This window comes from Escherichia sp. WS3227_2, assembly GCF_046486495.1.
Lineage (GTDB): Bacteria > Pseudomonadota > Gammaproteobacteria > Enterobacterales > Enterobacteriaceae > Escherichia > Escherichia coli.
Genome location: NZ_JBJQLG010000004.1, coordinates 49,326 through 63,843, shown reverse-complemented (window position 1 = coordinate 63,843; position 14,518 = coordinate 49,326). Strand labels below are relative to the sequence as shown.

Genomic DNA, 14,518 nt, shown 5'->3' with positions numbered 1-14,518 from the left:
CCGGATGCGGCGTGACCGCCTTATCCGGCCTACGGAACCGCAAGAATTCAATATATTGCAGGAGCGGTGTAGGCCTGATAAGCGTAGCGCATCAGGCAGTTTTGCGTTTGCCCACAATCTTAGGGGACATTTAGCGGCCCCATTTATTTCTCACTTTTCCGCCTCATCATCGCGCGTTAATTTCTTTTCATAATCGCGTTTTACAATATCCAGCGCGCGCAGCACGGTGCGGGTTGGGATCTGATTTTCTTCCAGCAGCACAATCAAATCGACAGCCAGTTTGACATCGTCAGGGGCATTTTCCAGTGACATACTCTCTCCATTGCTAGCGGGTTAAGCGCGCTAGCCTGTTTTCGATTTTTTCCAGCGCATGGCGGCAGCGTGCCAGGCGCGCTTCATAGGCTTCCACTTCACGATGCAGCGTTTGCTGTTCCACGAGATCGGTCACCCGCGCCAGGCGGGCTCTGCGTTCGGCAACCATCTCACGTAGCCGCCGCTCAAAATCCTGATGCTGAATACGTTTACGCTGCCAGCGGGCAATTTTCGGTGGTGCGCTATCCCACTCGCGCAATGACCAGGCGGAGGCTTCACGCGCGATGGCTTCCAGTTGTGCCGCCAGATGTTCTGCCAGCCAGGCCACTTGCGGCAGCTGTTGCTGCTCAACCGCATGACGAAGCGCAGCCATGTTATCGCCCGCCTCATCGAGACAAGCCTGCAGTGTTGTCGCACGAGTCTGAAAAAGGTGCCTGTCAAAACGGGCACTTAGCGTGGCAAATTGCGCTACCGGGGCACAACGCTGACGCAGCGTAGCGAGCTGTCCTTCCAGTTTTTCCAGCAGCAGGGCGGTTTTCACGATAAGACCTCAATGAAAATGATAATTGTTATGCTAAAGTAGCAACTCTGTAAGCTGACAACACTCAATATGCAACGAATCATTTTAATCATCATTGGCTGGCTGGCGGTAGTGCTGGGTACGCTGGGCGTGGTATTACCGGTATTACCGACGACGCCGTTTATCCTGCTGGCGGCCTGGTGCTTTGCCCGTTCTTCCCCGCGCTTTCACGCCTGGTTGCTGTACCGCTCATGGTTTGGCAGCTATCTACGTTTCTGGCAGAAACATCATGCGATGCCGCGCGGCGTCAAACCGCGGGCGATTTTGCTTATTTTGCTCACGTTTGCCATTTCTCTGTGGTTCGTCCAGATGCCATGGGTGCGCATCATGTTGCTGGTAATTCTCGCCTGTTTGCTTTTTTATATGTGGCGAATTCCGGTGATTGATGAAAAGCAAGAAAAGCACTGAAGCACAACAATCGCAGTTGCAATTATTGCGTACAGCCAGTACATTCTGGCGTTTTCGAGCACAGGCGCAGGCGGTCAAAGGTTAAACAACTGTTACTTTTGATACGTTTAAAACGCGCCGTGAGTACCACCGTAACAAGCAGGCATACACTTATGACCGCGACTGCACAGCAGCTTGAGTATCTCAAAAATAGCATCAAAAGCATTCAGGACTACCCAAAACCCGGCATTCTTTTCCGTGATGTCACCAGCTTACTGGAAGACCCGAAAGCTTACGCTCTCAGCATCGACTTGCTGGTTGAGCGTTACAAAAATGCGGGCATTACCAAAGTTGTCGGCACCGAAGCGCGTGGCTTCTTGTTTGGCGCTCCGGTAGCTCTGGGTCTGGGCGTTGGCTTTGTACCGGTCCGTAAACCGGGCAAACTGCCGCGTGAGACCATCAGTGAAACTTACGATCTGGAATACGGCACCGATCAGCTGGAAATCCACGTTGATGCCATCAAACCGGGCGACAAAGTTCTGGTGGTGGACGATCTGCTGGCAACCGGCGGCACTATCGAAGCGACCGTTAAACTGATCCGTCGTCTGGGTGGTGAAGTGGCTGATGCTGCGTTCATTATCAACCTGTTCGATCTCGGCGGCGAGCAGCGTCTCGAAAAACAGGGCATTACCAGCTACAGCCTAGTCCCGTTCCCGGGCCATTAATTATCGCCAGTCTTGTGCTGCCCACGCTACGGACAGCACAAGATGTGCATTCAGCCTCGCCGTTCTGACGGGGCTGTGTTAGCATTACCCCTTCGTGAATCCACCTTCCAGCGTTTCAGAGCCTGCCAATGAGTTATCAGGTCTTAGCCCGAAAATGGCGCCCACAAACCTTTGCTGACGTCGTCGGCCAGGAACATGTGCTGACCGCACTGGCGAACGGCTTGTCGTTAGGGCGTATTCATCATGCTTATCTTTTTTCCGGCACCCGTGGCGTCGGAAAAACCTCTATCGCCCGACTGCTGGCGAAGGGGCTAAACTGCGAAACCGGCATTACCGCGACGCCGTGCGGCGTGTGCGATAACTGTCGTGAAATCGAGCAGGGGCGCTTTGTCGATCTGATTGAAATCGACGCCGCCTCGCGCACCAAAGTTGAAGACACTCGCGACCTGCTGGATAACGTCCAGTACGCTCCGGCGCGTGGTCGTTTCAAAGTTTATCTGATCGACGAAGTGCATATGCTGTCGCGCCACAGCTTTAACGCACTGTTAAAAACCCTTGAAGAGCCGCCGGAGCACGTTAAGTTTCTGCTGGCGACGACCGATCCGCAGAAATTGCCGGTGACGATTTTGTCGCGCTGTCTGCAATTCCATCTCAAGGCGCTGGATGTCGAGCAAATTCGCCATCAGCTTGAACACATCCTCAACGAAGAACATATCGCTCACGAGCCGCGGGCGCTGCAATTGCTGGCGCGCGCCGCTGAAGGCAGCCTGCGAGATGCCTTAAGTCTGACCGACCAGGCGATTGCCAGCGGTGACGGCCAGGTTTCAACTCAGGCGGTCAGTGCGATGCTGGGTACGCTTGACGACGATCAGGCGCTGTCGCTGGTTGAAGCGATGGTCGAGGCCAACGGCGAGCGCGTAATGGCGCTGATTAATGAAGCCGCTGCCCGTGGTATCGAGTGGGAAGCGTTGCTGGTGGAAATGCTCGGTCTGTTGCATCGTATTGCGATGGTACAACTTTCGCCTGCTGCACTTGGCAACGACATGGCCGCCATCGAGCTGCGGATGCGTGAACTGGCGCGCACCATACCGCCGACGGATATTCAGCTTTACTATCAGACGCTGTTGATTGGTCGCAAAGAATTACCGTATGCGCCAGACCGCCGTATGGGCGTTGAGATGACGCTGCTTCGTGCGCTGGCGTTCCATCCGCGTATGCCGCTGCCTGAGCCAGAAGTGCCACGCCAGTCCTTTGCGCCCGTCGCGCCAACGGCAGTAATGACGCCAACCCAGGTGCCGCCGCAACCGCAATCAGCGCCGCAGCAGGCACCGACTGTACCGCTCCCGGAAACCACCAGCCAGGTGCTGGCGGCGCGCCAGCAGTTGCAGCGCGTGCAGGGAGCAACCAAAGCAAAAAAGAGTGAACCGGCAGCCGCTACCCGCGCGCGGCCGGTGAATAACGCTGCGCTGGAAAGACTGGCTTCGGTCACCGATCGCGTTCAGGCGCGTCCGGTGCCATCGGCGCTGGAAAAAGCGCCAGCCAAAAAAGAAGCGTATCGCTGGAAGGCCACCACTCCAGTGATGCAGCAAAAAGAAGTGGTCGCCACGCCGAAGGCGCTAAAAAAAGCGCTGGAACATGAAAAAACGCCGGAACTGGCGGCGAAGCTGGCGGCAGAAGCCATTGAGCGCGACCCGTGGGCGGCACAGGTGAGCCAACTTTCGCTACCAAAACTGGTCGAACAGGTGGCCTTAAATGCCTGGAAAGAGGAGAGCGACAACGCAGTATGTCTGCATTTGCGCTCCTCTCAGCGGCATTTGAACAACCGCGGCGCACAGCAAAAACTGGCTGAAGCGTTGAGCACGTTAAAAGGTTCAACGGTTGAACTGACTATCGTTGAAGATGATAATCCCGCGGTGCGTACGCCGCTGGAATGGCGTCAGGCGATATACGAAGAAAAACTTGCGCAGGCGCGCGAGTCCATTATTGCGGATAATAATATTCAGACCCTGCGTCGATTCTTCGATGCGGAGCTGGATGAAGAAAGTATCCGCCCCATTTGATCGTAAGCACAGCTTACGTTCGTCATCCTTAACGTGATTGAGAGAGAAACCTATGTTTGGTAAAGGCGGTCTGGGTAACCTGATGAAGCAAGCCCAGCAGATGCAAGAAAAAATGCAGAAAATGCAGGAAGAGATCGCGCAGCTGGAAGTCACCGGCGAATCTGGCGCAGGTCTGGTAAAAGTGACCATCAACGGTGCACACAACTGCCGTCGCGTAGAGATCGACCCGAGCCTGCTGGAAGACGACAAAGAGATGCTGGAAGACCTGGTGGCTGCAGCATTCAACGACGCAGCACGTCGTATTGAAGAAACGCAGAAAGAAAAAATGGCCTCTGTATCCTCCGGAATGCAGCTGCCGCCTGGCTTTAAGATGCCGTTCTGATGCAAACCAGCCCGCTGTTAACACAGCTTATGGAAGCACTGCGCTGTCTGCCGGGCGTTGGCCCGAAGTCGGCGCAGCGTATGGCGTTCACGCTGCTTCAGCGCGATCGTAGCGGCGGGATGCGTCTGGCGCAGGCGCTCACCCGGGCGATGTCGGAAATCGGCCACTGCGCCGATTGCCGCACCTTCACCGAACAGGAAGTCTGTAACATCTGTTCGAATCCGCGTCGTCAGGAAAACGGTCAAATCTGCGTGGTGGAGAGTCCGGCGGACATCTACGCCATTGAGCAGACGGGGCAGTTTTCAGGCCGTTATTTTGTGTTGATGGGGCACCTGTCACCGCTGGACGGCATCGGTCCGGATGATATCGGGCTTGATCGTCTGGAACAGCGTCTGGCAGAGGAAAAAATCACTGAAGTGATCCTCGCCACCAACCCCACGGTTGAAGGTGAAGCTACCGCTAACTACATTGCCGAGCTTTGCGCGCAATATGACGTGGAAGCCAGCCGAATCGCTCATGGCGTACCGGTTGGCGGCGAACTGGAAATGGTCGATGGCACCACGCTGTCACACTCCCTTGCCGGGCGTCATAAGATTCGTTTTTAAGCAAACGAGAGCAGGATCACCTGCTCTCGCTTGAAATTATTCCCCCTTGTCCCCATCTCTCCCTCATCCTGTTTTTAACCTTAAAATGGCATTATTGAGGTAGACCTACATGAAAGGACAAGAAACTCGTGGTTTTCAGTCAGAAGTGAAGCAGCTTCTGCACCTGATGATCCATTCTCTCTATTCCAATAAAGAAATCTTCCTGCGTGAGCTTATCTCTAACGCCTCCGATGCGGCGGACAAGCTGCGTTTCCGCGCGCTATCTAACCCGGACCTGTATGAAGGTGATGGCGAACTGCGCGTTCGTGTCTCTTTCGATAAAGACAAGCGTACGCTGACCATCTCCGATAACGGCGTGGGGATGACCCGCGACGAAGTGATTGACCATCTGGGGACTATCGCTAAATCCGGCACCAAATCATTCCTCGAATCCCTGGGTTCTGACCAGGCGAAAGACAGCCAGCTGATCGGTCAGTTTGGTGTTGGTTTCTACTCTGCGTTTATCGTGGCTGACAAAGTGACCGTGCGTACTCGCGCGGCAGGCGAAAAACCAGAAAACGGCGTCTTCTGGGAATCGGCTGGCGAAGGTGAATACACCGTTGCCGACATCACTAAAGAAGATCGTGGTACTGAAATCACCCTGCATCTGCGTGAAGGCGAAGACGAGTTCCTCGATGACTGGCGTGTGCGTTCCATCATCAGCAAATATTCCGACCATATCGCGCTGCCGGTAGAGATCGAAAAACGCGAAGAGAAAGACGGCGAAACCGTTATCTCCTGGGAGAAAATCAACAAAGCGCAGGCGCTGTGGACTCGTAACAAGTCGGAAATCACCGATGAAGAGTACAAAGAGTTCTACAAACACATCGCCCACGACTTTAACGATCCGCTGACCTGGAGCCACAACCGTGTTGAAGGTAAGCAGGAGTACACCAGCCTGCTGTACATTCCGTCCCAGGCTCCGTGGGATATGTGGAACCGCGATCATAAACATGGCCTGAAACTGTACGTCCAGCGTGTGTTCATCATGGACGACGCAGAACAGTTCATGCCGAACTATCTGCGCTTCGTGCGTGGTCTGATTGACTCCAGCGATCTGCCGCTGAACGTTTCCCGTGAAATCCTCCAGGACAGCACGGTAACGCGTAACCTGCGCAATGCGCTGACCAAGCGTGTGCTGCAAATGCTGGAAAAACTGGCGAAAGACGACGCGGAAAAATACCAGACCTTCTGGCAACAGTTTGGCCTGGTACTGAAAGAAGGTCCGGCGGAAGATTTCGCTAACCAGGAAGCGATCGCCAAACTGCTGCGTTTTGCGTCTACTCATACCGCTTCTTCTGCGCAGACCGTGTCTCTGGAAGACTACGTTTCCCGCATGAAAGAAGGGCAGGAGAAAATCTACTACATTACCGCAGACAGCTATGCGGCAGCGAAGAGCAGCCCGCACCTGGAACTGCTGCGTAAGAAAGGCATCGAAGTTCTGCTGCTTTCCGACCGCATCGATGAGTGGATGATGAACTATCTGACTGAGTTCGACGGTAAACCGTTCCAGTCTGTGTCTAAAGTTGACGAGTCGCTGGAAAAACTGGCTGACGAAGTTGATGAGAGCGCGAAAGAAGCGGAGAAAGCCCTGACTCCGTTCATCGACCGTGTGAAAGCCCTGCTCGGCGAGCGCGTGAAAGATGTCCGTCTGACTCACCGTCTGACCGATACGCCAGCGATTGTTTCTACCGACGCGGACGAAATGAGCACTCAGATGGCGAAACTGTTCGCTGCGGCGGGCCAGAAAGTGCCAGAAGTGAAATACATCTTTGAACTGAACCCGGATCACGTACTGGTGAAACGTGCGGCAGATACTGAAGATGAAGCGAAGTTCAGCGAGTGGGTAGAACTGCTGCTGGATCAGGCGCTGCTGGCAGAACGCGGCACGCTGGAAGATCCGAACCTGTTTATTCGTCGTATGAACCAGCTGCTGGTTTCCTGATGTCATGCCGGATGACCTTCGTGTCATCCGGCATTTTTCTTTTCATTATCTGCACTTTCCGCAAATTATCTCGCCATTAACCGTTTCAGCCCCAGGTGCCTTTCTTGAGGCAATCGCTTGTTGGTGGTATCGTTTATCGCTTTTTCAAAAAATTCGACACATTTTAAGGGGATTTTCGCAATGCGTATCATTCTGCTTGGCGCTCCGGGCGCGGGGAAAGGGACTCAGGCTCAGTTCATCATGGAGAAATATGGTATTCCGCAAATCTCCACTGGCGATATGCTGCGTGCTGCGGTCAAATCTGGCTCCGAGCTGGGTAAACAAGCAAAAGACATTATGGATGCTGGCAAACTGGTTACCGACGAACTGGTGATCGCGCTGGTTAAAGAGCGCATTGCTCAGGAAGACTGCCGTAATGGTTTCCTGTTGGACGGCTTCCCGCGTACCATTCCGCAGGCAGACGCGATGAAAGAAGCGGGCATCAATGTTGATTACGTTCTGGAATTCGACGTACCGGACGAACTGATCGTTGACCGTATCGTCGGTCGCCGCGTTCATGCGCCGTCTGGTCGTGTTTATCACGTTAAATTCAATCCGCCTAAAGTAGAAGGCAAAGACGACGTTACCGGTGAAGAACTGACTACCCGTAAAGACGATCAGGAAGAAACCGTGCGTAAACGTCTGGTTGAATACCATCAGATGACTGCACCGCTGATCGGCTACTACTCCAAAGAAGCGGAAGCGGGTAACACCAAATACGCGAAAGTTGACGGCACCAAGCCGGTTGCTGAAGTTCGCGCTGATCTGGAAAAAATCCTCGGCTAATCAAGCCGCAGCAGATCTGCTTTCGGGCAGGTCTGCTCATCCTCCTCAGGCAATACCTCTCACAGCAATTAGTTCTTCTTCTTCACTTTTCCGCTACAATTATCAACAAGTTGAATCGATAAGAGGCGGTAATGCGTCAGACTAAAACCGGTATCCTGCTGGCAAACCTGGGTACGCCCGATGCCCCCACACCTGAAGCGGTAAAACGCTATCTGAAACAATTTTTAAGCGACAGACGCGTGGTTGATACCTCACGGTTGTTATGGTGGCCGTTGCTGCGCGGCGTGATTTTGCCGCTGCGCTCGCCACGTGTGGCGAAGCTGTATGCCTCTGTCTGGATGGACGGTGGCTCGCCGCTGATGGTTTACAGCCGCCAGCAACAGCAGGCGCTGGCACAACGTTTACCGGAGACGCCCGTAGCGCTGGGAATGAGCTACGGCTCGCCATCACTGGAAAGCGCCGTAGATGAACTCCTGGCAGAGCATGTAGATCATATTGTGGTGCTGCCGCTTTATCCGCAATACTCCTGTTCAACGGTCGGTGCGGTATGGGATGAACTGGCACGCATTCTGGCGCGCAAACGTAGCATTCCGGGGATATCGTTTATTCGTGATTACGCCGATAACCACGATTACATTAATGCACTGGCGAACAGCGTACGTGCTTCTTTTGCCAAACATGGCGAACCGGATCTGCTGCTGCTCTCTTATCATGGCATTCCCCAGCGTTATGCCGATGAAGGCGATGATTATCCGCAACGTTGCCGCACAACGACTCGCGAACTGGCTTCCGCACTGGGGATGGCACCGGAAAAAGTGATGATGACCTTTCAGTCGCGCTTTGGGCGGGAACCCTGGCTGATGCCTTATACCGACGAAACGCTGAAAATGCTCGGAGAAAAAGGCGTAGGTCATATACAGGTGATGTGCCCGGGCTTTGCTGCGGATTGTCTGGAGACGCTGGAAGAGATTGCCGAGCAAAACCGTGAGGTCTTCCTCGGTGCGGGCGGGAAAAAATATGAATATATTCCGGCGCTTAATGCCACGCCGGAACATATCGAGATGATGGCTAATCTTGTTGCCGCGTATCGCTAAAGCTGAGCGGTAAAGAACTGAGCGCCGTCACGAAGAGCCTCGTCGGCGGTTTTCATCATCCGTGAATAATGCAAAAAGGCGTGCAGCGTGCCTGGGTAGAGTTTGAACTCACAGGGCTGCTGATGCGCCGCTAACGTCTGGTAAAGCAGACGGCTGTCATCCAGCAGCGGATCGAACTCCGCCCCGGCAATAAAACAGGGCGGAACTTCGCGAGTGAGATCATTATTAAACAGGCAGTAATACGGCGACTCGCGGTCCGCGTCGTTGCTTAAATACGCCTCTTCATACATCTGTAAATCCTGTTGCGTTAAGCCATCCCAGACACCGCCCAACAGACGACGAGTCACGGAATCCCGTAATCCGTAAAGCCCATACCACAGCAAAACGCCCGCAACTTTACCGCAATCGATCTGATTATCACGCAACCACAACGCACTGGCGAGCGCCAGCATGGCACCTGCGGAATCACCGGCAAAGCCAATGCGGGACATATTGATTTGATAATCTTCCGCCTGCTGGTGGAAATAACAACAGGCAGCCACAATTTCCTCTATCGCTTGCGGAAAACACGCTTCAGGTGAAAGGGTGTAATCAATGCCAATCACCGTACATTGGCTGTAGCTTGCCAGCAGGCGCATGATGCGATCGTGGGTATCAAGATTGCCGAGAATAAAACCGCCGCCATGCAAATAAAATAGCGTCGCCGGGCTATCTGGCTGCGGACAAAAGAGACGTGTTTCCACCTGCCCATATTTTGTTGGAACCATGTAAGCTCTGGTTGCCATTTCTGGAGCGCCCGCATTCCAGAATCGGCGCTCAAGCGTGTAATACTGTCGTTGCTCAGCAATCGTTCCCGTTGCGGGCCAGGGCGGTAAATCCGGCTGAAGAGTATTCACAACAGTCTTCATTTCAGCAGAAATAAGGTCCAGAACGGGTAATTTGTTTTCCGGCTTCATGCAAAAACTCCTTTCAAATTACGTCATTGTAAGGAACCACTGCCATGAAAATGCGATCCCGCCTGCTGATATTGAAACTGGCTGCGTCTCGCGCGCTCCCGTCAGATTGTGTTAACATTCGCCGCTCAGTTAACCACCCGTAAAAACAACCATGAAATTTCCCGGTAAACGTAAATCCAAACATTACTTCCCTGTAAATGCACGCGATCCGCTGCTTCAGCAGTTCCAGCCAGAAAACGAAACCAGCGCCGCCTGGGTAGTGGGTATCGATCAAACGCTGGTCGATATTGAAGCGAAAGTGGATGACGAATTCATTGAGCGTTATGGATTAAGCGCCGGGCATTCACTGGTGATTGAGGATGACGTAGCCGAAGCGCTTTATCAGGAACTAAAACAGAAAAACCTGATTACCCATCAATTTGCGGGTGGCACTATTGGTAACACCATGCACAACTACTCGGTGCTCGCGGACGACCGTTCGGTGCTGCTGGGCGTCATGTGTAGCAATATTGAAATTGGCAGCTATGCCTATCGTTACCTGTGTAACACCTCCAGCCGTACCGATCTTAACTATCTACAAGGCGTGGATGGCCCGATTGGTCGTTGCTTTACGCTGATTGGCGAGTCCGGGGAACGTACCTTTGCTATCAGCCCTGGCCACATGAACCAGCTGCGGGCTGAAAGTATTCCGGAAGATGTGATTGCCGGAGCCTCGGCACTGGTTCTCACTTCTTATCTGGTGCGTTGCAAGCCGGGTGAACCCATGCCGGAAGCAACCATGAAAGCCATTGAGTACGCGAAGAAATATAACGTACCGGTGGTGCTGACGCTGGGCACCAAGTTTGTCATTGCAGAGAATCCGCAGTGGTGGCAGCAATTCCTCGAAGACCACGTTTCTATCCTTGCGATGAACGAAGATGAAGCCGAAGCGTTGACCGGAGAAAGCGATCCGTTGTTAGCATCTGACAAGGCGCTGGACTGGGTTGATCTGGTGCTGTGCACCGCAGGGCCAATCGGCTTGTATATGGCGGGCTTTACCGAAGACGAAGCGAAACGTAAAACCCAGCATCCGTTGCTGCCGGGCGCTATAGCGGAATTTAACCAGTATGAGTTTAGCCGTGCCATGCGCCACAAGGATTGCCAGAATCCGCTGCGTGTTTATTCGCACATTGCGCCGTACATGGGCGGGCCGGAAAAAATCATGAACACCAACGGAGCAGGGGATGGCGCACTGGCAGCGTTGCTGCATGATATTACCGCCAACAGCTACCACCGTAGCAACGTACCAAACTCCAGCAAACATAAATTCACCTGGTTAACTTATTCATCGTTAGCGCAGGTGTGTAAATATGCTAACCGTGTGAGCTATCAGGTACTGAACCAGCATTCACCTCGTTTAACGCGCGGCTTGCCGGAGCGTGAAGACAGCCTGGAAGAGTCTTACTGGGATCGTTAAGTTATCGTCGGTTCGTAGGCCAGATAAGGCGTTCACGCCGTATCTGGCATTTTGCTCTCAATGCCTGATGCGACGCTGGCGCGTCTTATCATGCCTTGTATTATCCCTCCTGTGCAGAGAAAATCGGCCAGTTTTCTCTGCCTGCAGTCCGCATGCCGTATCGGGCCTTAGGTTTTCAACCTGTTGCGTAGATTTATGCAGCGGACTGCCTTTCTCCCAAAGTGATAAACCGGACAGTATCATGGACCGGTTTTCCCGGTAATCCGTATTTGCAAGGTTGGTTTCACTATGGAACATGAACTTCATTATATCGGTATCGACACCGCTAAAGAGAAACTGGATGTCGATGTGTTGCGTCCTGATGGTCGTCATCGCACCAAAAAATTCGCTAACACCACTAAAGGGCACGATGAGCTGGTGAGCTGGCTGAAAGGTCACAAGATTGACCATGCGCATATCTGCATCGAAGCGACCGGCACCTATATGGAACCTGTCGCAGAGTGCCTTTACGATGCAGGCTACATAGTATCAGTCATTAATCCTGCGCTGGGTAAAGCTTTCGCTCAGAGTGAAGGACTGCGTAACAAGACCGATACCGTGGATGCGCGCATGCTGGCAGAGTTCTGTCGTCAGAAGCGCCCTGCAGCCTGGGAAGCTCCTCACCCGCTTGAACGCGCGTTGCGTGCCCTGGTAGTACGCCACCAGGCGCTGACAGATATGCATACGCAGGAACTGAATCGCACTGAAACGGCACGGGAAGTCCAGAGGCCGAGCATTGATGCTCACCTTCTGTGGCTTGAAGCAGAGCTGAAGCGTCTTGAGAAGCAGATAAAAGACCTGACAGACGATGATCCGGATATGAAACACCGCAGAAAACTGCTGGAAAGTATCCCGGGTATCGGAGAGAAAACATCTGCGGTATTGCTGGCTTATATCGGTCTGAAAGACCGCTTCGCCCATGCCAGACAGTTCGCTGCTTTTGCGGGTCTGACACCACGGCGTTATGAATCAGGCAGTAGTGTGAGAGGGACAAGCCGGTTGAGTAAAGCCGGACATGTGTCGCTTCGCAGGGCGTTGTATATGCCTGCAATGGTAGCCACCAGTAAGACTGAGTGGGGACGGGTGTTCCGCGACCGTCTGGCGGCTAATGGCAAGAAAGGAAAAGTGATTCTCGGCGCGATGATGCGCAAGCTGGCCCAGGTGGCGTATGGAGTGCTGAAGTCAGGCGTGCCGTTCGATGCGGCACGGCATAATCCAGTAGCGGCGTAAAAATCGCGGAAGGGATGAAAAAAACAGCGCCTGACGGCGCTGTGTCTGGTATGCCTGCAATCCGGGAAACCGGACCAGGAAAAAACTTGCAGGCCATAACAGTATCTACATATCCGCGCCTATTATCCGGCAACCACCGTTTACCCCGTCACCACTTCACCCGCCGGTGGTGTTTCCAGCAGTTCTAGCATAGTACGGGCAATTTCACGCTCACCCATCACTACCTGATTCGCGCCACGTTCGGTGATATACGCCACTTCATCGTCATAATGGGCGCGGGCGATAATCTCAATATCCGGGTTTTTCGCGCGGGCAGATGCCACAATCTCGCCTGCTTCATAACCGTTGGGAATCGTCAGGATCAGCCATTTTGCACATTCCAGATGCGCCAGTTGCATAATTTCTTCGTTCGCCGCATTGCCCAATACTGCGCGGACCCCGCGCTCTCGCAGCTCATCAACACGGGTTCGTGACGTCTCAATCACCACCAGCGGAATATCAGAGGCGAGCAATTTCTCCCCCAGCAGGCTGCCTACACGACCGTAACCTACCAGTAGCGCATGGTTGCAAATATCCACTGGGATCTGCTTCTCTTCTTCGATAGCCTCTTCCAGCGTCTGCTCTTCCAGCGTTTCGGTCTTCGCCAGATATTTCTCCAGCAGCGCAAACAGGACCGGGTTGAGCATAATCGACAAAATCGCCCCTGCCAGTACCAGGTTCTGCCCGGCTTGCGGCAACAGATCCAGCGCCATGCCCAGTCCCGCCAGGATAAACGCGAACTCACCAATTTGCGCCAGGCTGGCGGCGATAGTTAATGCCGTACGTTGGGAGTGACCAAACAGTCGCACCAGGAAAAACGCGGCTAACGACTTACCAAACAGAATAATCGCCAGCGTCGCCAGCACTGCCAGCGGTTGCTGAATCAGAATTAACGGATCAAACAACATCCCGACGGAGACAAAAAACAGCACCGCAAACGCGTCGCGCAATGGCAGCGTATCGTGGGCGGCACGGTGACTCAGTTCAGACTCGTTCAGTACCATCCCGGCAAAGAACGCACCGAGTGCAAAGGAGACATCAAACAGCTCCACCGCACCAAAGGCAATCCCTAACGCCAGCGCCAGCACCGACAGGGTAAACAGCTCACGGGAACCGGTTGCTGCGCTACGTGCCATAATCCACGGCACCAGACGGCGACCTACCAGCATCATAATGGCGATAAATGCGATCACCTTGCCGATGGTGATCCCCATATCGACAGCAAGAGTGGCAAAGCCCACATCGCCTTGTTCCATCATTCCTGCCACTGCGGGCAGCAACACCAGCGTCAGAACCATTACCAGGTCTTCCACAATCAACCAACCGATGGCGATTTGCCCACGCTGACTGTCTATTAATTGCCGTTCTTCAAGTGCGCGCAGTAACACCACGGTACTGGCGGTGGAAAGGCATAAGCCGAACACGATACCGGTCATTAACGACCAGCCCAGCACGGCGGAGAGCGCCATACCCAGCAGCGTCGCCACGGCTATCTGGGCGATCGCACCGGGAATGGCGATGGCCTTTACCGCCATCAAATCCTTCAGCGAAAAGTGCAGACCCACGCCAAACATCAACAGAATGACGCCCAGTTCAGCCAGTTCCGGCGCAAGCTTGGTATCGGCAACAAAGCCCGGAGTGAATGGTCCTGCCAGCACACCCGCTAACAGATATCCCACCAGAGGAGAAATACGTAGTTTATTGGCCAGCATGCCGAGGATAAAGGCGAGCACAAGGCCGCCAACAATGGTGGTGATAAGCGGGGTGGCGTGATGCATTCCGTCTCCTTTTCCTGGTGGTTATTGTCCATTTTTGGCCGGGAAAACCAAAATTACAGGTAATAG

14 protein-coding genes and 1 other annotated feature are annotated in these 14,518 nt (G+C 53.7%); of the genes, 10 read left to right on the top strand and 4 right to left on the bottom strand.

Annotation, left to right across the window (positions count from 1 at the left end; translation table 11 throughout):
- Positions 1-150: 150 nt before the first annotated feature.
- Entirely contained in the window at positions 151-312 is a 162-nt protein-coding gene (gene rsmS / locus ACJHXB_RS07045) for a pleiotropic regulatory protein RsmS (RefSeq protein WP_000051157.1), read from the bottom strand.
- Positions 313-325: 13 nt separating this feature from the next.
- The gene (gene priC, locus ACJHXB_RS07040) at positions 326-853 is read right to left on the bottom strand and encodes a primosomal replication protein N'' (RefSeq protein ID WP_000844861.1); all 528 of its coding nucleotides are present in this window, start codon (positions 851-853) and stop codon (positions 326-328) included.
- A gap of 69 nt (positions 854-922) precedes the next feature.
- Here priC and ACJHXB_RS07035 point away from each other — a divergent pair, with 69 nt between their 5' ends.
- The 8 genes from ACJHXB_RS07035 to hemH all read left to right on the top strand — a co-directional run bounded on the left by ACJHXB_RS07035 (position 923) and on the right by hemH (position 8,954).
- Entirely contained in the window at positions 923-1,300 is a 378-nt protein-coding gene (locus tag ACJHXB_RS07035) for a DUF454 family protein (protein ID WP_001188905.1), read from the top strand.
- 152 nt (positions 1,301-1,452) lie between these two features.
- Positions 1,453-2,004 (top strand): adenine phosphoribosyltransferase, encoded by a 552-nt coding sequence (gene apt, locus ACJHXB_RS07030; protein WP_000127356.1) that lies wholly within the window; start codon positions 1,453-1,455, stop codon positions 2,002-2,004.
- Between the two features lie 128 nt (positions 2,005-2,132).
- On the top strand, positions 2,133-4,064 hold the full coding sequence (dnaX, locus tag ACJHXB_RS07025) for a DNA polymerase III subunit gamma/tau (RefSeq protein WP_000122015.1): 1,932 nt from the start codon (positions 2,133-2,135) through the stop codon (positions 4,062-4,064).
- Positions 3,397-3,461: a sequence feature (DnaX frameshifting element), on the top strand. It overlaps the preceding gene by 65 nt.
- 52 nt (positions 4,065-4,116) lie before the next feature.
- Complete coding sequence (locus ACJHXB_RS07020) at positions 4,117-4,446, top strand: YbaB/EbfC family nucleoid-associated protein (protein ID WP_000467098.1); 330 nt, start codon at positions 4,117-4,119, stop codon at positions 4,444-4,446.
- Positions 4,446-5,051, top strand: a complete 606-nt coding sequence (gene recR / locus ACJHXB_RS07015; RefSeq protein ID WP_001195025.1) for a recombination mediator RecR — start codon at positions 4,446-4,448, stop codon at positions 5,049-5,051. The genes ACJHXB_RS07020 and recR overlap by 1 nt, the downstream gene beginning before the upstream one ends.
- Before the next feature lie 109 nt (positions 5,052-5,160).
- Complete coding sequence (gene htpG / locus ACJHXB_RS07010) at positions 5,161-7,035, top strand: molecular chaperone HtpG (protein ID WP_000678197.1); 1,875 nt, start codon at positions 5,161-5,163, stop codon at positions 7,033-7,035.
- A 180-nt stretch (positions 7,036-7,215) separates the two neighbouring features.
- Entirely contained in the window at positions 7,216-7,860 is a 645-nt protein-coding gene (gene adk / locus ACJHXB_RS07005; protein WP_001220233.1) for an adenylate kinase, read from the top strand.
- 131 nt (positions 7,861-7,991) lie between these two features.
- Positions 7,992-8,954 carry a ferrochelatase gene (hemH, locus tag ACJHXB_RS07000; protein ID WP_001250087.1) on the top strand — a complete coding sequence of 321 codons (963 nt, stop codon included), beginning with the start codon at positions 7,992-7,994 and terminating at the stop codon, positions 8,952-8,954.
- Here hemH and aes read toward each other — a convergent pair.
- Entirely contained in the window at positions 8,951-9,910 is a 960-nt protein-coding gene (aes, locus tag ACJHXB_RS06995; protein WP_000801806.1) for an acetyl esterase, read from the bottom strand. The two genes, hemH and aes, sit on opposite strands and share 4 nt — an antisense overlap.
- A 151-nt stretch (positions 9,911-10,061) precedes the next feature.
- On the opposite strand from aes, the gene gsk reads away from it, so the two are divergent.
- Together gsk and ACJHXB_RS06985 are read left to right on the top strand one after the other, a co-directional pair.
- Entirely contained in the window at positions 10,062-11,366 is a 1,305-nt protein-coding gene (gsk, locus tag ACJHXB_RS06990) for an inosine/guanosine kinase (protein WP_000671570.1), read from the top strand.
- A gap of 288 nt (positions 11,367-11,654) precedes the next feature.
- Positions 11,655-12,635 carry an IS110-like element IS621 family transposase gene (locus ACJHXB_RS06985; RefSeq protein ID WP_000399660.1) on the top strand — a complete coding sequence of 327 codons (981 nt, stop codon included), beginning with the start codon at positions 11,655-11,657 and terminating at the stop codon, positions 12,633-12,635.
- Positions 12,636-12,775: 140 nt separating this feature from the next.
- On the opposite strand, the gene ybaL is transcribed toward ACJHXB_RS06985, so the two are convergent.
- Positions 12,776-14,452, bottom strand: coding sequence for a YbaL family putative K(+) efflux transporter (ybaL, locus tag ACJHXB_RS06980; protein WP_000546224.1), 1,677 nt, complete (start codon positions 14,450-14,452; stop codon positions 12,776-12,778).
- Positions 14,453-14,518 lie beyond the last annotated feature (66 nt).